The following is an 18,156-nucleotide window of genomic DNA, read 5'->3' on the forward strand; positions in this document are numbered from 1 at the left end:
TTATGCGCTCTACAGCGTCGGCGAGAGCGCGCGTTTCAATTGCTGAAGCAGCGCCTGCACGGCGGCTGCGTTGACGCGCCGCTCGGGAATCGTTGCCTTGACCCACAAATCGGGGATCGGGAATTCGGGCAGCACGGCCTGCAGCGACCCGTCGCGCAGCGCGTCCGCTGCAAGATAATGCGAAATGAAAGCAATGCCGTTTCCGGCGATCGCGCTTTTCACCAGTACGTGACCCTCGTTCGAATTCAACAGCGGGCGTACCTGAATGGTGATGCGGCCGCGCGGGCCGTCGAATATCCACTCGGGTCCGGTCGGAAGAAAGCTCAGGCAGCGGTGTTCGACCAGATCGCGCGGGTGCCGCGGTGTGCCGTGTGATTTGAGATAGGCGGGCGCTGCGCACAGCAGGCGCTTGAGCGCGCACAAGGGCTCATCGACGACACCGCCGAACGAGTGCGGAAATGCGCCGATCGCAACGTCAAAACCTTCCGTGACCGGATCGACCGGCCGGTCGATCAGCACGACTTCCAGTTTCAGCCGCGGATTTTCCGTCTGGAAGGCGCTGAACACATCGGCCAGCCGGGCGATGGTCAGCGATGTCGGCGCCTTGATGCGCAGGTGATCGATCAGGTCATGGTCCTTTTCGCCCATGCGCGACAGAAGATCGCCGACGTCAGCCACCACGCTGCGCGCGCGGTGCACATATTGCTGGCCGGCTTCGGTCAACCGCAATTGACGGGTCGACCGATGAAACAGCGCGATGCCGATCTGATCTTCGAGCTGGGTGACGCGCTTGGCCACGACCGACGTCGAGACCTTCAGCTTGCGGGCGGCCGCCGAGAAGCCGGCGGCGTCGGCGGTCGCCAAAAAGGCCTGGAGATTGACGAGCGTATCCATCCACTTTTCTCGATTCGAGAAAGCTGATCGTGTAATTTGCCCGATTGTAGTCCGTTTCGCGTTAATTCATAGTCCCACGAAACAAAATCATCAGGGATGGGATCGCTGCCGTGTCGGCAAAAACGATTGAAGAACCCGCTCGCCAGATTCCGCTGTACGGCGAATATGAAGTCGTCGTCCTCGGTGGCGGGCCCGCGGGCATCGCCGCTGCGGTTGCTGCCGCGCGCGCAGGCCGCCGTACGCTGCTGATCGAGCGCTACGGCTTTCTCGGCGGCATGGGCACGGCCGCGGGGGTGACGAATTTCTGCGGGCTGCACGCCAACGTCCATGGCGAGATGCATCGGGTGGTGCAGGGCATCGCCTCCGACCTGCTCGCGCGCATCGACCGGCTCGATGGGCTCAACACGCCGCATCTGATCCTCGGCAAGATTTTTGCGCAGGCCTACGACACCGCGGCCTACAAGATCGCGGCGGATGATTTGCTCGCCGCGCACAAGGTCGACATTCTCTTCCATGCGCTGGGCGCCGGCGTGGTGATGGATGATGAGAAGCGCATCCATGCACTGGTGGTGGAGACCAAGGCCGGGCGTCAGGCGGTGCGCGCCGGCATCTTCATCGATTGCTCGGGCGATGGCGATCTGGCGGCTTGGGCGGGGGCGCCGTTTGAGGTCGGCGACAATGCCGGCGGCATGCTCTACCCCTCGATGATGTTTCGCCTCAACGGCATTGATCCGGAGAAGGCGGGAGAAGCGTGGCGGACCATTCCGGCGCTGATGGAAAAGGCGGAAGCGGCGGGCACGCATCGGTTTCCGCGCAAGACCGCAATCGTGCGGCCGCAGCGCTCGGCGATCGAATGGCGGGTGAATTTTACTCAGCTTGCGCGCGAGGACGGCAGAGCCGTCAGCGGGATCGACCCCGACCAGATGACGCGCGGCGAAATCGAGGGACGGCGGCAGGCTCTCCAGGCGTTCGAATTCCTGCGCACGGTGCCCGGCTTCGAAAAATCCTACATTGTCGATTTGCCGCCGCAGCTCGGCATCCGCGAGACACGGCGCGTGATTGGCGGCTACATGCTGTCGGGCGAGGACGTGCTCGGCTGCGCCTCGTTTGAGGATTCCATCGGCGTCAATGGCTGGCCGATGGAACAGCATGTCGCGGGCGATGTGACGTTCACGTTTCCGCCGATCCCGGAATCCCGCGGCTTCAACGAATTGCCGTATCGCATGCTGGTGCCCGAAGGCATAGACAATCTCCTGATGGCCGGGCGCTGCGCCTCGATGACCCATGAGGGCCAGTCGGCAGCGCGGGTCTCCGGCGCCTGCTTTGCGATGGGGGAGGCGGCAGGCTCCGCGGCGGCACTGGCGCTGTCGGGCAATACGATTCCACGCGACATTGCGGTTGAAAAGTTGCAACAAAGCCTGAAACAACAGGGCGCGTTCATCGGGCGGGACCAGAGCGTGCCCGAGGGGCTATAAAAGGGTTACGGAGGAGACCGGATGACGAAGTTTGCACGGCTCGCGCTGGCGGGTCTGTTGGCCATTGCGGCAAGCGGGATCGCACGGGCCGATGACGCGCAAAAGGCCAAGATCGGCGTGCTCAGGCTGTCGTCGTCGGCGCCGGTGTTCATTGCGCAGGACAAGGGCTATTTCCGCGAGGCAGGCCTCGATATCGAACTGAAATTCTTCGACGCGGCGCAGCCGATCGCGGTGGCGACGACCTCGGGCGATGTCGATTTCGGCATCACGGCGTTTACCGCCGGCCTCTACAACCTCGCCGGCAAGGGCACATTGAAGGTGATCGGCGGCATGAGCCGCGAGAAGGCCGGCTATCCCCTGATCGGCTACTTCGCCAGCAATAACGCCTATGCGGCGGGGCTGAAGACGCCGAAGGACCTTGCGGGCAAGCGCATCGCGGTGACGCAGGTCGGCTCCAGCTTTCATTATTCGCTGGGGCTGCTCGCCGACAAATACGGCTTCAAGCTTGCGGACGTGAAGGTGCTGCCGCTGCAATCGTTATCGAATGCCGCGGCGGCGCTGAAGGGCGAAACCGTCGATGCCGCACTGCTGCCGATCTCGACCGCGCGGGCGCTGGTGGATTCCGGCGGAGCAAAGTTCCTCGGCTGGGTCGGCGACGAGACGCCGTGGCAGTTGGGAGCCGTGTTCGCCGCGCCGAAGACGCTGACCAACAAGGCGATGGTGACCAAGCTTCTCGCCGCATTGCTGCGCGCCGACCGCGAATATCACGACGTGATCCTGGCATCGGTGAAGGACGGCAAGGCCGACATCAACGACAAGACAAAGCCGTTGCTGGAAATCGTCGCCAAGTACACCAATCTGCCGGTCGAGCAGGTGGTCGGCAATTGCGCCTATATCGACCCCGACGGCAAGCTCGACGTCAAGAACGTCGACAACCAGATCGCGTGGCTGCAGGAGCAGGGTTTTGTCGACAAGGGGTTTGCAGCGGACGCGATCATCGCGAAGGAATATGTCAAGGCGGATTGAGTTCTCCGTCATGGCCGGGCTTGACCCGGCCATCCACGTCTTTGTGGCTGTTGGACCGTAAAGACGTGGATGCCCGGGACAAGCCCGGGCATGACGACCTAAGACGAGTTCTTGAGACGAGAAACCTGATGGACCTGATCGCCGATCAAATCAGCCACCGCTTCGGCGGCCTCGACGTGCTCGACAAGGTGTCGTTCACGGTTGCCTCCGGCGAGGTGGTCGCGATCGTCGGTCCCTCCGGCTGCGGTAAGAGCACGCTGCTGTCGATCCTCGGCGGGCTGCTGCGCCCGAGCGAGGGAGGGGCAGAGCTGCGCGGCGCACCGCCGGCCGACAGCCTCAATCCGCTGACCTTCGTGTTCCAGGATTTTGCGCTGCTGCCCTGGTGCACGGTGGAAGCGAACGTGGAGTTTCCGCTGGTCCATGCCGCACTCGACGCCGCCACGCGCCGCGCCGTCGTCGATGACGCGCTGCGCCGGACGGGCTTGTCCGATTTCCGCGGCGCCTATCCAAAGCAATTGTCGGGCGGCATGCGCCAGCGCGTCGGCATTGCCCGCGCGCTCGCGGTGCGGCCTGCGATCCTTTTGATGGACGAGCCGCTGTCGGCGCTGGATTCGCAGACCCGCGAATTGCTGATGGAGGATTTCATCCGCCTCCTGGCCGACGGGACAATGGGCGCGGTCTATGTCACGCATAATCTCGAGGAAGCGGTGCGGCTTGCCGACCGCATCGTGGTGCTGTCGCGTCGTCCGGGACGCGTCAGGGAGATCGTCGAAATCCCGATGACGCGCGCCGAGCGCGGTGCGATCGATGCGCGCGGCAAGTTGCTGGCGCTGCAGAACGATTTGTGGTCGCTGATCCGCGAGGAGGCGATTGATGCCGAGCGCGAGGTCCAGCATGCTTGAGCGCGCACCGTCGCAGGATAAACAACAGGAAGAGAGGGTATCGCGGCCGGTCGTCTTCCGCGGCGCGGGCTTCGTGCCGGGCGGTGGGCGCGCTTCGGGCTGGGTTGCGCTGGCGCTGGTGATTGCGCTCTGGCAGCTCGCCGGCAGCGCCGGCTGGGTCAATCCGCTGTTCCTGCCGGCGCCATCGGCCATTGCGGTTGCGATCTACAAGCTCGCGATATCTGGTGCGCTCTGGCAGCATGTATCGGCTTCGGTCGTTCGGATCGGCAGCGGCTGGCTGCTCGGCACCGTGGCCGGCGTGATCGTCGGTTTTGCGATCGGGCTGTCGACGCTGGCGCGCGGCGTCGGCATCACCTTCATCTCGGCGCTGTTTCCGATACCGAAAATCGCGCTGCTGCCGCTGTTGATCCTCTGGCTCGGGATCGGTGAAGAGCCGAAGATTGCGACCATTGCGCTCGGCGTGTTCTTCTCCACCGCCATCTCGGTCTATAGCGGCGTCGATACGGTGCCGCGCAATCTGATCCGGATGGCGCAGAGTTTTAACGTGCCGTTCCACGCCATCGTCCGCCGGGTGATCTGGCCGGGCGCGCTGCCCTCGATCCTCGCGGGCTTTCGCATCACGGCCTCAGTCGCGCTGCTGCTCGTCGTCAGCGCGGAAATGATCGGCGCCCAGTTCGGCATCGGTGCCTTCGTGCTGCAGGCCGGCAATCTGATGCAGACTGATCAGCTATTGGCCGGGGTCGTCATCCTGTCGCTGTTCGGACTGGCGGTGGGGAAGGCGATCAACGTGCTGGAAGCAAGGCTGCTGCACTGGCGGTGAGGAGACTGATGCCGTCATTACGGGATGGTCCGAAGGACCAGACCCGGAATCTCGAGATTCCGGGTTCGATGCTATGCATCGCCCCGGAATGACGGCTCTCTCACTCACGCGTTCCCGCGGTCCTCGCGGAACAGGTCGAGCTTCTGCTGCACCGGACGGTCCGAGAACGAGAACAGCACCGCGTCGGTGTCGGCCTCGTGCGTGACCCAGTGCCAGCTCGGCACCACGAACAAGTCGCGCGCGCCCCACTCGAACGTCTGATCGCCGATCCGAGTGCGGCCCTTGCCCTCGATCGCGGCAAATACCGTGGCGTCGGTCGCGCGGTAGCGCGCGGTCTTGAAGCCCTTGGGCAGCAACTGAATGAAGGTGCCGATCGTCGGCATCGCGAAATCGCCGGTCTCAGGATTGGAGAATTTCAGCTTCAGGCCGTGGCAGGCGTCCCATTCATTGCGCGTCTTGGCCAGCTCCAGCGCCTCGCGCGTATGATGATAGGGATAGTTGAAGATCGGCGAGGTCTTGGATTTGCGCTTCTCGTCGACCGGCAGCAAATTGTGGCCGTAGCGGGCAAAGCTGTCGCCGGCGGGTTTTGAGATCTTCTGCTGGTCCTCGTTCGAGCCTTCGGCAAAGGACGCATCGAAGAACTGCACCATCGGGATGTCGAGCCCGTCGAGCCAGAACATCGGCTCGGATGTTTCGTTGGAATGATCGTGCCAGGTCATCGACGGTGTGATGACGAAATCACCGGGCTCCATCGCGGTGCGCTCGCCGTCGACGGTGGTATGGGCGCCCTTGCCTTCGAGCACGAAGCGCAGCGCCGACTGGCTGTGCCGGTGAGCCGGGGCGACGTCGCCCGGGACCACCATCTGCACGCCGGCAAACAGCGATGTCGTGACCTTCGACTGGCCGCGCAGGCCGGGATTCTCCAGCACCAGCACCCGCCGCTCGGCTTCCTTGGCGGTGATCAGCTTGCCGGCTTCGGTCATGTATTCGCGGATGGAATCGAACTTCCACAGATGCGGCCGGCAGGCGCTTCGCGGCTCCGGCGTGACAAGATCGCCCAGCACGTTCCACAATGCGGAGAGATTTTCGCCGTCGATCTTCTTGTAGAACGCTTCGCGTTCCGGCGTCTTCTGCACGGCTTCCATCGCCAAGCCTCCCATCATTTTTGTATCGTCTACGGATTGACAGTATACTTACAATGTGGGTAGCGTCAATGACAGGCCGCGAGGCAAACGATAAAATCCGAGGGAGGTTCCGATGAAGCTGCATGGCTATTTCCGCAGCAGCGCGGCGTATCGGGTCAGGATCGCGCTCAACCTCAAGGGACTGACGGCGGAGCACCTGCCGCATCATCTTCGCAAGGGCGAACAAATTGCGCCCGCCTATCTCGCCATCAACCCGCAGGGGCTGGTGCCGACGCTGGAAGACGGCACGGGTGGCGTGCTGACCCAATCGCTCGCCATCATCGAATGGCTGGACGAGACCCATCCCAATCCACCGTTATTGCCAAAGGATCCGCTGCGCCGCGCCAAGGTGCGCGCGTTCGCCATGGCGCTCGCCTGCGATACGCATCCGGTGCAAAACCTCAAGGTTCTGGCGCGCCTGCGCCAGCTCGGCCTGCCCGAGGAGAAGGTGACGGAGTGGGCGGCCTGGGTCAATCGCGAGGGATTGTCCGCCTGCGAAACGCTGGTCGCGGGCGAAGCCGGGCCGTTCTGCTTCGGCGACAAGCCTACCCTTGCCGACCTTTGCCTGATCCCGCAGCTCGGGAACGCGCGGCGCTTTGGCGTTGATGTTTCGGCCTATCCGCGTTTGCTGAAGGCAGAAGCCGCGGCCAGGGAAATGAAAGCGTTCGCCGATGCCGCGCCGGACAAGCAAGCCGATGCCGAGTAAGCCCTCACCCATCACCATGGATGCGGTCTATACCGCGCCCGGCTACCTGTTTCGCCGGATGCAGCAGATCGCGGTCTCGATCTTTGTCGAAGAGTGTAACGCGTTCGACCTGACGCCGGTGCAATATGCCGCGCTGGTGGCGATCCACACCCATCCCGGCATCGATGCCACGCGGCTGTCGGCGGTGATCGCATTCGACCGCTCCACGCTGGGCAACGTGATCGAGCGGCTGGAGAGCAAGGCGCTGATCGAGCGCAAGCCCTCGCGGGAGGACAAGCGCGTCAAGCAGCTCCATCTGACCAAATCAGGTGCCGCCGTGCTCCGCGACATCATGCCGTCGGTGGAACGCGCGCAGGCGCGAATGTTGCAGCCGCTGAAACCGGCCGACCGCAAGACCCTGCTGGCGCTGCTGACGCAACTCGTCGATCTCAACAACGAGGCCTCGCGCGTTCCGCTGCGCGCCGAAGACGCGCTGGAGCATCTGGGGAAGGCGGGGTGAGGGGCGTGGAGACGGGAAGTTGGCGTCAAAAACTCCGCTGTCGTCCCGGCCCTGAGCCGGGACCCATAACCACAAATATCTGAATTAGGCGGGCCGTGGCTGCAGCCCAAGGCCGCAATTGACAGCCGTGGCTATGGGTTCCTGCATTCGCAGGGACGACACCGAATCTGTTGAAGCAGCCCGCTACATCTTCATCAACGCCTGGCGGTCGATCTTGCCCGTTCCGGTCTTCGGCAATTCCCCGATAAACCTGATCTCGCGCGGATATTTGTAGGGCAGCAATTTTTCCTTGACGTAGTCCTGCAGCTTCTTCGTGGCTTTGTTCGGATCGAACTCACCCTTGTTCATCACCACCACCGCCTTCAGTGTCATGCGCCGATCCGGCAGTTCAGCGGCGAAAACCGCGCATTCCCTGATGTCGGGGTGTTCGGCGAGGCACAGTTCGACCTCGAGCGGGTAGACCCACTGGCCGGATATCTTGACCAAATCGTCGGCGCGACCGCGGAAGAAATGGAAACCGTCGGCATCGCGCAAGAAACGGTCGCCGGTGTAGATCCATCCCCCTTCACGGATGGTTTCCGCCGATTTGTCCGGCCGGTTCCAGTACAGCGGCGTGTTGGAATCGCCGCGCACCCACAAAATGCCTTCCTCATTGTCGCCGACCTCGCGCCCATCCTTGTCCTTCAACAGGATTTCGTAGCCGGGCACGCGCAGGCCCGCCGCGCCGAGCTTCTTCCTCTCGGGGCGGTTGGAAAGATAAATGTGCAGGGCTTCCGTCGAGCCGAGCCCCTCAATGATCTCGAGCCCCGTCAGCGCCTTCCAGCCGTTGAAGACGTCAGCCGACAGCACCTCGGCGGCCGACAGCGCCATTCGGAGCGAAGAGAAGTCCGTCGCCGCCGCACCCTCGGCCTTGGTCAGTGAGGTGTAGAGCGTGGGCAATCCGTAGAACACCGACGGCCGGTATTTTCCGATCGCCTCGAAGATCGTTGCCGGCTTCGGCTGGCCCGGCAGCAGCAGCGTCGCCGCGCCGACCGAGAACGGGAAGGTGATGGCGTTGCCAAAGCCGTAGGCGAAGAAAATCTTCGGCACCGAGAAACAGATGTCATCGGGTGTAAGCTTGAGCACGTTGCGCGCAAACGCCTGTTCGCTATAGGCCATGTCGTGCTGCAAGTGCACGATGCCCTTGGGGCGGCCGGTCGAGCCGGATGAGTACATCCAGAACGCCATGTCGTCGCGCTTGGTGTCGGCTTCCGGCACATCGGTCGGAAAGCCTTGCAGCCATTGCTGCGCAACCAAGGCTTTCGACACGGCGTGTTCGCCCGCTGCGCCATTGACCACGATCAGCGTCTGCAGCGGCGTGTCCTTGCAGGCCTCCGCATTGAACCGCGGCGCAAATTCGGCCTCCGCGACCGCGACCGCCGCACCGGCGTCCGAAAGGTAGAACTGCAGCAAATCCGGCGGCGTCAGCGTGTTGATCAACAACGGCACGAAGCCTGACCGCACCGCGCCGAAAAACGCCGCAGGATAGACCGCCGTATCGTCGAGGAACATCAGGATGCGGTCGCCGCGCTTCAGGCCCAGCGACTGAAAGCCGTGCCCCCATTGCGAAGCCTCGGCGCAGAGCTCTGCGTAAGTGCGCGCGCCGCCGGGGCCGGTCAGCGCCAGCCGGTCGCCGCGGCCATGGCTGAGATTGTCGAACAGGATGCGGCCGGCGTTATAATTTTCCGGAATCGAAAAGCCGATCTCGCGCGCGCCCGGATTGTCGCGCGGGACCAAATCGAAAATTTGCGACGTCATGCCTGGCTCCCGATGTTCTTTTTCGCCTCGTAGCGCGCCATGAATTCCGGCGACATCGCGCGCAGCCGCGCGTCGGCGATCCGCCCGGAGCGGGTGATATAACTGTAGGCAAAATCCATCAGGTCGAGCTTCATGTGTTCGGGGAAATGTTCGTACCAGTCCGCGCTGGTGCGCGCCGCCGTGACCAGCTTCTGCACGATCGGCTTGCGCTCGGCCTGGTAACGGGCGAGGGCCGCAGTGATATCGTTCTCCGCCTCTAGCGCCTTGGTCAGCGCGATCGCGTCTTCGATCGCGAGCCGGGTGCCCGAGCCGATCGAGAAATGCGCGGTATGCAGGGCGTCGCCGATCAGCACCATGTTGCCGTGCGACCAGTTCTCGTTCCAGATCCAGGGAAAATTGCGCCACACCGATTTGTTCGAGACCAGCGCATGGCCGTCGAGGGTGCCTGCGAATATCTCCTCGCAGATCGCCTGCGACTGCTCGATCGTCTTGTCCTCGAAACCGTAGGCCTGCCAGGTCGCCGCATCGCATTCGACCAGGAACGTGCTCATGGAGGGCGAATAGCGATAATGGTGGGCGTTGAATGATCCGAGACCGGTCTTCACGAAAGTCTGCGACAGCGTAGCAAAACGCTTGGCCGTGCCATACCAGGCGAATTTGTTGGTCGAGTGCGAAACCGAGGCGCCGAATTCCTTCTCAAAGCCACGGCGCACCAGCGAGTTCAGCCCGTCGGCGGCGACGATCAGGTCGTATCCGCCGAGCTCGTCCAATGACTGGATCGTGGTGCTGTATCGCGCCGCGATTCCTGCTGCGCGCACGCGCTGCTGCAGGATGGTCAAGAGTTCGAGCCGGCCGATCGAGGAGAAGCCGATGCCGTCGATTTCGACGCTTTGCCCACGCAAATTGAGCGTGATGTTCTTCCAGCTCTCCATCCGGGGCGTGATGGCATCAACGGTCTCGGGATCGTCGGCGCGCAGAAATTCCAGCGCCTGTTCGGAGAACACCACGCCAAATCCCCAGGTCGCGCCTTCGGGGTTCTGTTCGAACAGATCGATACGCGCCTCCGGATGACGCCGCTTCCAGAGATAGGCGAAGTAGAGACCGCCGGGGCCTCCGCCGATGACGGCGATACGCACGTCTCCCTCCCAATCGACAGTATACTGATTAATTTGGGTCGGAGACTAATCCGCGCCGGAAATTTGCGCTACAGAAAAATTATTAGAGAGCGGGCGCCAACGGCCTGTTTCAGCTCCGCCGGTTCTGTCCGCGAACGATTGTCCGCTCTGCGGCAGGTCCGGCTTGACGTTGCCTTCGGCCAAGACACCTGTGGCTCAGGTGCAGCGGCGAACCTTCACGCCGTTCACCACCACGGTCCTGCAGACCACGGCAGGCTTGCGGACGACGACGGCGCCGCGCGCTCCGGCGCAGCCGGCCCGAACGACGCCGCGGGCACAGACCACGGCGTTGGCCTCGGTGGTTTCGAACGTCATGGTGGCGGAAAAGGACAGCACGGCGGCTGCCATCAGCAGGAAGGAACGCATGTTGGTCTCCCGGACTATGACTGGTTGATGTTCAGGTTTTGAAAGTCCTTTTCGTGAAAGTTTCTTCGCAAGGTTCTGCGGATGCCTGTCACGGCGTGTTGGCACGCCGATCTGGTTTCGGTGCCGGCCAGCATGAACGCCGGCCATCCCTCGCTTCGTCCCGGACTATCCGCAAACCAGGCAGGCGGCGTTCTTGCTTCCTGATCGTGGACCCGCTGTAGTGATGCGCCCATTCATTGTTGAGGAAAACCCAAGGAAAACCCATGACGGAGGTCAGAGCCAAATGGCTGGCGTTCTATTCCGAACATGTCGAGCCGGTCTCCAAGGAAGTATTTTCTCACGTCGAGAAGCTGATCATCGGGACGTTGATCGTCTCGGCCGGCGCCCATGTCTCGAGCAGTGAGCCGGCGATCGTGCTGTTCGGCTATCTGCGCCATGGCCTCGTCGGCCGCGGCGTCATGTTTTTCGGCGTCATTCTCCTGCTGCTGAACTTCGTCGACGGCCTCTACAAGCTCGCCAAGCTCAATTGGCATATTGCGTACCAAACCCTGATGGCGATCCTTTATGTCGCGCTGTCGATACGGCTCATTCAGCTTATCCTCGCCTTCCGCGGCGGCGAGTGACCGGCGGCCCCCGGATCAATGAAGGACCGCCGCGGGGCGCGTGACTATCGTGCCGCGAACTGGGACAGAACGTCCTTGCAGGCCGGCGAAAGCTGGGCGGCATTGGTCGCCAGGCACTGCACGATACGGCCGCCGCCCGGCGCTACGCCGCCGCAAATCGTGCGGACGTCGGCGCCGCAGGCCGACCGCAGCACGAACAGTTCTTCACGCGGCCGCATCGGCCGCAGCACGATGGCGGCCGGCGCCGTGCCTGCCGCAGGTGCAGCCGCTGGCGCTCCACCGCCGCTGGCGGCGGCGACGGCCTTCTCGCAACCGGCCGAAAGCTTCGCCTTGTTCTTTTCCAGGCATTGCAGGGCCGGCGCGCCGCCGGTCGGCACGCCCGCGCAGACCTTTGGATAATCGGAGCGGCACGCGCTGCGGATGGCGGAAATCTGTGCGCTGGTCGGCTCTCCGGCTGCGGGGGCTGCTGCAGCCTTTGGTTCGGCAGCTTTGGGCGCCGCAGTCGTTGCAGCCGCAGGAGCAGCGGTTTTCGGCGCCGCGGTCTCGGCCGGCCTGGCTGGCGCAGCCGCCGGCGCTTCCACGGCGCGCACCGCGCTCTGACAGCTCGATGATAGCCCCGACATGTGCTTCTGCAGGCATTGCAGCGACGCCTCGCCGCCCGGCGGCACGCTGGAGCAATGCGCAATATAATCGGAGCGGCACTGCGATTGGATGGCGTCGCGTTGCGCCTGGCTCGGCGCTTGCGCCAGCGCGGGTGCTGCGGTTGCGAACAGGGCGGCCGCCAGTAACGGTCCAAGCTTTCTCGCGCGCGTCAACGTGTTGATCATTTGAATAAATCCTTTGTCGTCGCCGGAAGCCGCCGCTTCGACCGAAGTGAAATCTTTGAATGTGTCTTTCAGAAAAAAGCGGGCTGCATCATTTTCGCTTTCCGATTCCGCTGCAAGCGGATTGTTGCTATTTTCATGGGGTGGCGGAAAGCCAGTTTTTGAATAAAGCCTTTTCCAGAACAAACCTATTGGGGCACCAAAAATGAAGGCTTCGCGTTCGCCTGCACGCTTCAGATCATACGGCACCGCCGCACAAAGAGGCGCCGTAGCCTGCCGCGCAGGTTTCGCAATTGCGGCGATGGGCTTCTTAAGTGCCTGCGAACAAAATACTTTCGTCCCACCACCGCCGCCGAAAGTCGATGTCGCGGTGCCGGTGCAGCGGCCTTTCACGCGCTATCTGGAAACGACCGGCAATACCGCCGCGATCAAGAATGTCGATCTGGTCGCGCGCGTGCAGGGCTTTCTGCAATCGATCAACTACAAGGACGGCGCCTTCGTGAAGGAGGGCACCTCCCTGTTCACGATCGAGCCTGACACCTACAAGCTGAAGCTCGATCAGGCGCAGGCTGCGGAAAGCGGCGCGCAGGCATCGGTGAGACAGACCGAGGCGGACTTCAAGCGCCAACAGGAGCTGGTGCAGCGGCAAGCCGTTTCCCAGGCCACGCTGGACAATTCCACCTCCGCCCGCGACAACGCGCAGGCGAACCTGCTGCAGGCCCAGGTCAATACCAAGATCGCGGCGGTCAATTACGGTTATACCAACGTGACCGCGCCGTTTGACGGCGTCGTCAGCGCGCATCTCGTTTCCGTCGGCGAACTCGTCGGCGCCTCGTCGCCGACACAACTCGCCACCATTGTGGCGCTCGATCCCATCTATGTGAATTTCAACGTCAACGAACAGGACGTGCTGCGGATCCGGGAGGAAGCTCGCCGACGCGGGATGACGCCGGACGATCTCAGGCAGTTGCCGGTCGAGGTCGGATTGCAGACCGAAACCGGCTTTCCGCACCAGGGCAAGCTCGACTACGCCGCGGCGACGCTGAACCAGTCGACCGGTACGCTTCCGGTGCGCGGCGTGCTGCCCAATTCGGACCGCGTCCTGCTGCCGGGTTTCTTCGTACGCGTCCGCGTCCCCATGGACCAGGTGCAGAACGCGCTGTTCGTGCCTGATGTTGCGCTGGGCAGCGATCAGTCCGGACGTTACCTGCTGGTCGTTAACGGCGAGAATATCGTCGAGCAGCGCAAGGTTCGAATTGGGCCGCTGGAAGGCGAACTGCGCGTGATCGAGGAGGGGCTCAAGGCCGACGACCGGGTGATTACCGCCGGGCTGTTGCGCGCGATTCCCGGTCAGAAGGTCGATCCGCAACTGAAGACAGTCGAAGCGCAACCGGCGTCGGCCAGATAGGAGCCGGCCATGATTTCAAAATTTTTCATCGAGCGACCGGTTCTTTCCAACGTCATCGCGATCCTGATGATCCTGATCGGCGGCGTCAGCCTGTTCCGGCTCGCCGTCGCGCAATATCCCGACGTCGTGCCGCCGACGGTGCAGGTGACGACCCGCTATCCCGGCGCCAGCGCGAAAACCGTGGTCGACACGGTGGCGCTGCCGATCGAGCAGCAGGTCAATGGCGTCGAGGACATGCTCTACATGCAGTCCTATAGCGGCGCCGACGGCTCCTATTCACTGACGGTGACGTTCAAGATCGGCACTGACCTCAACTTCGCGCAGGTGCTGGTGCAGAACCGGGTCTCGAGCGCGCTCGCGCAACTGCCGCAATCAGTGCAGAACCAGGGCGTCACCGTGCAAAAGAAGTCGACGGCGATCCTGCTGTTCGTGACGTTGACGTCGCCGAAAGCGACCTATGACAGCCTGTTCCTGTCGAACTACGCCACCATCAATATCCGCGACGAGCTGTCGCGTCTGCCCGGCGTCGGCAACGTCACGGTATTCGGCGCCGGCCAGTATTCGATGCGGGTCTGGCTCGATCCGAACAAGCTGCAGGCGCGCAACCTGATGCCGCAGGACGTCATCTCGGCGATCCAGCAACAGAGCCAGCAGGTCACCGCGGGCCAGGTCGGCGCGCCGCCGGCGCCTTCAGGGCAGGCGTTCCAATATACGCTGAACGTCAGCGGGCGGCTCGACGATACCAGCGAGTTCGAGAACGTGATCGTCAAGACCGGCAATAGCGGCGACGTCACGCGTGTGCGCGACGTCGGCTGGGTCGAGCTCGGTGCCCAGACCTACAGCCAGATCTTCTCGCTCAACAACAAGCCGGCCACCGGCATCGGCGTGTTCCAGTCGCCCGGCGCCAATGCGCTGGAGGTAGAGCAGGCGGTCAAGAAGAAGATGGAGGTGCTGGCGAAGGCGTTTCCGCAGGACGTGGTCTACGACGCGCCGTTCGATACCACCAAATTCGTCACCGAATCGATCAACGAGGTCTACAAGACGCTGATCGAGGCCGGCCTCCTCGTGCTGATCGTGATCCTGATCTTCCTGCAGGACTGGCGCGCGATGCTGGTGCCGGCGACCACGGTGCCGGTGACTATCATCGGTGCCTTCGCGGCGATGGCGGCGCTCGGCTTCACCGTCAATATCTCGACGTTGTTTGCGATCGTGCTCGCGATCGGCATCGTGGTGGATGACGCCATCGTCGTGGTGGAAGGCGCGGCGCACAATATCGAGAAGGGGATGTCAGGCCATGACGCGGCGATCAGCGCCATGGACGCGCTGTTTGCGCCGATCATCGGCATCACGCTGGTGCTGATCTCGGTGTTCCTGCCGTCGGCCTTCCTGCCGGGACTGACCGGCCGGATGTATTCGCAGTTCGCACTGGTCATCGCTGCGACGGCGCTGCTGAGTGCCGTCAACGCCGCGACATTGAAGCCGACCCAGTGTGCGCTATGGCTGCGCCGTCCGGTGCCGCCGGAACAGCGCAACTTCTTCTACCGCGGCTTCAATGCGGTCTATAACCGCGTCGAGGCCGCCTATAGCCGGCTGATCGGCGGGCTGGTCGCGCACAGCAATGTTTCTGTCATCTGTGCGCTGATCCTGATCGCGATCGGTGGTTACGGCCTGTCGCGGGTGCCGACCGGCTTCATTCCGATCGAGGACCAGGGCTATCTCCTGGTGGCCGTGCAACTGCCCGATGGGGCTGCGCTGGATCGAACCCAGCGCGTGCTGACGCGGGTTAGCGAAATCACCGGCAAGTCGGCAGGCGTCGAGCAGGTGATCACCATTGCCGGCATCTCTGCACTGGACAATTCTTCCAGCCTCGCCAATGCCGGCGTGGCTTATCTGATCCTGAAGGAATGGAGCGCGCGCGGCGAGGGCGAGGATCTGCGATCGCTGTTCGTCGGCCTGAACGAAAAACTGTCAGTGATCAAGGAAGCGCGGATCCTGGTGGTCCCGCCGCCGCCGATCCAGGGCATCGGCAACGCCGCCGGCTTTGCGATGCAGGTCCAGCTCCGCGACGGCAATTCCGATTTCAGCAAGCTGCAAGCCATCACCGGCGCTGTGGTTTCCAATGCGTCGACGCAGAGCGCGCTGCAGCGGGTCAGCTCGCCGTTCCGTTCGATGGTGCCGCAGTTCGACGTCGAGGTGGACCGGGTCAAGGCCCAAACCATGCACGTCACCACCGACCAGATCTTCTCGACACTGTCGTCTTACATGGGGTCGAGCTACGTTAACCAGTTCAACAAGTTCGGCCGTACCTTCCAGGTCTATGCACAGGGAGACGCGCAGTTCCGCCTGACGCCGCGCGACATCGAAAAGCTGACGGTGCGCAACAGTCAGGGCGACATGATCCCGCTCGGCGCGGTGGCGAAGATCACGTCCGCCGTCGGCCCGTCGCTGATCAGCCTGTACAACCTCTATCCGTCGGCGACCATCATCGGCCTGCCGGCCACGGGTTACAGTTCCGGCCAGTCGATGAATCTGATGGAAGAGATCGCCGCAAAGACGCTGCCGCCGGGCACCGGTTTCGAGTGGACGGCGATGTCGTACCAGGAGAAGGTCGTCGGCGGTCAGATCTACTGGGCGTTCGGCCTTGCCCTGCTGCTGGTGTATCTCGTGCTGGCTGGACAATATGAGAGCTGGTACGCGCCGGTCTCGGTAATCCTCGCGGTGCCGTTGTCGCTGCTCGGCCCGATGGCGGTGCTGACGGGACTAAGAATCGAGAACAATCTCTATACCCAGATCGGCATCATTCTGCTGATCGCGCTATCGGCCAAGAACGCCATCCTGATCGTCGAGGTGGCGCTCGAGTTACACGTGCGCGACCGCAAGCCGCTGTTGGAATCCGCGATCGAGGCGGCGCGTGCCCGGTTCCGGCCGATCCTGATGACGTCGTTCGCCTTCATCCTCGGCGTCGTCCCGCTGGTGCTCGCCACGGGCGCCGGCGCCAATGCGCGGAAGTCGATCGGCATCACGGTGTTCTCGGGCATGCTGGCCTCGACGTGCCTGGCCGTGCTGTTCGTGCCGACCTTCTTTGTCGTGGTGCAGCGGTTCGAGAACTGGCTCAAGGAGCGCAAGGCGAAGCAGGCAGGGGCGCAGGCGGCAGGTGTAGCGCATTAGATTGTAGGGTGGGCAAAGCGAAGCGTGCCCACCATCATGAGCGCGAATGTAGATGGTGGGCACGGCGCAAGTGCGCCTTTGCCCACCCTACGGATCGCAATCTACACCCTCACCATCCGTTTGCCGCGGTTCTCGCCGGCGAGCAGGCCGATCAACGCTTTCGGTGTGTTCTCGATCCCGTCGATCACGTCTTCCTGCACTTTCAATTTGCCTGAGGCGACCCAGGACTGCAGGTCGGCGAGCGCCGCGGCGCTCTGGTCCATATAATCCATCACGATGAAGCCTTGCATGATAAGGCGTTTCACCACGATCAGGCCGGGCACGCCGCGAGGGCCGTGGGCGGATGGAACGCCGTCATATTGCGAGATCGCGCCGCAGCAGGCGATGCGGCCGCGGTTGTTCATCAGCGAGAGGCAGGCTTCGAGAATGTCGCCGCCGACATTGTCGAAATAGACGTCGATGCCCTTGGGGGCCGCAGCGCGAAGCGCCTTGAAGGTCGCGCCGTCCTTGTAATCGACCGCGGCGTCGAAGCCGAGTTCGGAGGTCAGCCACTGGCACTTGTCCTTGCCGCCGGCAATGCCGATGACGTTGCAGCCCTTGATCTTGGCGATCTGCCCGACGATCGATCCGACCGAACCGGCGGCTGCCGACAACACGACAGTCTCGCCTTCCCTGGGCTTGCCGACGTGCAGGAGACCGAAATAAGCGGTGAGGCCGGCGATGCCGTAGACGCTGAGCAGATGCGTCATCGGTTCCATCCTCGGCATCTTCGTGAGATGTTTTGCCGGTACGGCAGCGTAGTCCTGCCAGCCGGTGTCGCCGAACACGATATCTCCAGGGGCAAGTCCGGGCGCCCTCGAGGAAACGACCTCAGCGATGCTGCCGCCGGCCATCACGGTGTTGGCCTCGACGGCGGCGCGATAGGTGGCGCCGTGCATCCACGCCCGGTTGGCGGCATCGAGCGAGATATAGCGCGCCTTCACCAGCACCTCTCCGTCCTTCGGCTCGGGCACCTTCCCGTTGACCATTTTGAAATGCTCGGGGCCGAGCTTGCCGGCCGGCTTCTCGACCAGCAGGATTTGACGATTGACCGTGTCGCTCATGATGTTCTCTCCCCTCGACGTTGTTGTTCTGGCGTTTCCGGATGCAATTGACTGCGCACGAGGCGTTCAACTGCACAGATTGTGCGCTGCATGAACGCTAGTCGGCGTGTGGACTTTCCACAACAGGAACATTTGAGCAAATCCGCCGGTCTCTGTTGTCTGTTGCAACGGTTGTGAAATCTGCCA

General features: G+C 63.0%; 16 protein-coding genes. 9 read left to right on the forward strand and 7 right to left on the reverse strand.

What is annotated here, in order from left to right; translation table 11 throughout:
- Positions 1 to 9: 9 nt before the first annotated feature.
- Entirely contained in the window at positions 10 to 894 is an 885-nt protein-coding gene (locus V1288_RS13750; protein ID WP_334357542.1) for a LysR family transcriptional regulator, read from the reverse strand.
- Positions 895 to 1,004: 110 nt separating this feature from the next.
- Between V1288_RS13750 and V1288_RS13755 the strand changes: the two genes are divergently transcribed.
- The 4 genes from V1288_RS13755 to V1288_RS13770 all read left to right on the forward strand — a co-directional run bounded on the left by V1288_RS13755 (position 1,005) and on the right by V1288_RS13770 (position 5,117).
- Positions 1,005 to 2,369 carry an FAD-dependent oxidoreductase gene (locus V1288_RS13755; RefSeq protein ID WP_334357543.1) on the forward strand — a complete coding sequence of 455 codons (1,365 nt, stop codon included), beginning with the start codon at positions 1,005 to 1,007 and terminating at the stop codon, positions 2,367 to 2,369.
- A gap of 21 nt (positions 2,370 to 2,390) precedes the next feature.
- The gene (locus V1288_RS13760; protein ID WP_334357544.1) at positions 2,391 to 3,395 is read left to right on the forward strand and encodes an ABC transporter substrate-binding protein; all 1,005 of its coding nucleotides are present in this window, start codon (positions 2,391 to 2,393) and stop codon (positions 3,393 to 3,395) included.
- A 128-nt stretch (positions 3,396 to 3,523) separates the two neighbouring features.
- The gene (locus V1288_RS13765; protein ID WP_334357545.1) at positions 3,524 to 4,297 is read left to right on the forward strand and encodes an ABC transporter ATP-binding protein; all 774 of its coding nucleotides are present in this window, start codon (positions 3,524 to 3,526) and stop codon (positions 4,295 to 4,297) included.
- A complete protein-coding gene (locus V1288_RS13770; RefSeq protein WP_334357546.1) occupies positions 4,290 to 5,117 on the forward strand; it encodes an ABC transporter permease in 828 nt (275 codons plus the stop codon). The genes V1288_RS13765 and V1288_RS13770 overlap by 8 nt, the downstream gene beginning before the upstream one ends.
- 104 nt (positions 5,118 to 5,221) lie before the next feature.
- On the opposite strand, the gene gtdA is transcribed toward V1288_RS13770, so the two are convergent.
- Positions 5,222 to 6,262, reverse strand: a complete 1,041-nt coding sequence (gtdA, locus tag V1288_RS13775) for a gentisate 1,2-dioxygenase (RefSeq protein WP_334361305.1) — start codon at positions 6,260 to 6,262, stop codon at positions 5,222 to 5,224.
- A 112-nt stretch (positions 6,263 to 6,374) separates the two neighbouring features.
- On the opposite strand from gtdA, the gene maiA reads away from it, so the two are divergent.
- Together maiA and V1288_RS13785 are read left to right on the forward strand one after the other, a co-directional pair.
- Positions 6,375 to 7,007, forward strand: coding sequence for a maleylacetoacetate isomerase (maiA, locus tag V1288_RS13780; protein WP_334357547.1), 633 nt, complete (start codon positions 6,375 to 6,377; stop codon positions 7,005 to 7,007).
- Positions 6,997 to 7,506 (forward strand): MarR family winged helix-turn-helix transcriptional regulator, encoded by a 510-nt coding sequence (locus tag V1288_RS13785; protein WP_334357548.1) that lies wholly within the window; start codon positions 6,997 to 6,999, stop codon positions 7,504 to 7,506. The genes maiA and V1288_RS13785 overlap by 11 nt, the downstream gene beginning before the upstream one ends.
- Positions 7,507 to 7,689: 183 nt before the next feature.
- Here V1288_RS13785 and V1288_RS13790 read toward each other — a convergent pair whose 3' ends face one another.
- The 3 genes from V1288_RS13790 to V1288_RS13800 form a co-directional block, all read right to left on the reverse strand.
- Positions 7,690 to 9,303: a benzoate-CoA ligase family protein gene (locus V1288_RS13790; RefSeq protein WP_334357549.1), complete on the reverse strand. Its 1,614-nt coding sequence runs from the start codon at positions 9,301 to 9,303 to the stop codon at positions 7,690 to 7,692.
- Positions 9,300 to 10,439 (reverse strand): FAD-dependent monooxygenase, encoded by a 1,140-nt coding sequence (locus V1288_RS13795; protein WP_334357550.1) that lies wholly within the window; start codon positions 10,437 to 10,439, stop codon positions 9,300 to 9,302. The genes V1288_RS13790 and V1288_RS13795 overlap by 4 nt, the downstream gene beginning before the upstream one ends.
- Before the next feature lie 195 nt (positions 10,440 to 10,634).
- Complete coding sequence (locus V1288_RS13800; RefSeq protein ID WP_334357551.1) at positions 10,635 to 10,844, reverse strand: hypothetical protein; 210 nt, start codon at positions 10,842 to 10,844, stop codon at positions 10,635 to 10,637.
- Positions 10,845 to 11,107: 263 nt separating this feature from the next.
- On the opposite strand from V1288_RS13800, the gene V1288_RS13805 reads away from it, so the two are divergent.
- Positions 11,108 to 11,467, forward strand: coding sequence for a hypothetical protein (locus tag V1288_RS13805; RefSeq protein ID WP_334357552.1), 360 nt, complete (start codon positions 11,108 to 11,110; stop codon positions 11,465 to 11,467).
- A 44-nt stretch (positions 11,468 to 11,511) separates the two neighbouring features.
- Here V1288_RS13805 and V1288_RS13810 read toward each other — a convergent pair whose 3' ends face one another.
- Positions 11,512 to 12,294: a hypothetical protein gene (locus V1288_RS13810; RefSeq protein WP_334357553.1), complete on the reverse strand. Its 783-nt coding sequence runs from the start codon at positions 12,292 to 12,294 to the stop codon at positions 11,512 to 11,514.
- Between the two features lie 298 nt (positions 12,295 to 12,592).
- Between V1288_RS13810 and V1288_RS13815 the strand changes: the two genes are divergently transcribed.
- Entirely contained in the window at positions 12,593 to 13,699 is a 1,107-nt protein-coding gene (locus V1288_RS13815; RefSeq protein ID WP_334361306.1) for an efflux RND transporter periplasmic adaptor subunit, read from the forward strand.
- 9 nt (positions 13,700 to 13,708) lie between these two features.
- The gene (locus tag V1288_RS13820; protein WP_334357554.1) at positions 13,709 to 16,867 is read left to right on the forward strand and encodes an efflux RND transporter permease subunit; all 3,159 of its coding nucleotides are present in this window, start codon (positions 13,709 to 13,711) and stop codon (positions 16,865 to 16,867) included.
- 101 nt (positions 16,868 to 16,968) lie between these two features.
- Here the strand turns inward: V1288_RS13820 and V1288_RS13825 are convergent, their stop codons facing one another.
- A complete protein-coding gene (locus V1288_RS13825; RefSeq protein ID WP_334357555.1) occupies positions 16,969 to 17,970 on the reverse strand; it encodes an NADP-dependent oxidoreductase in 1,002 nt (333 codons plus the stop codon).
- Positions 17,971 to 18,156 lie beyond the last annotated feature (186 nt).

It is taken from the genome of Bradyrhizobium sp. AZCC 2176 (assembly GCF_036924645.1).
In the GTDB taxonomy this organism is placed as follows: domain Bacteria; phylum Pseudomonadota; class Alphaproteobacteria; order Rhizobiales; family Xanthobacteraceae; genus Bradyrhizobium.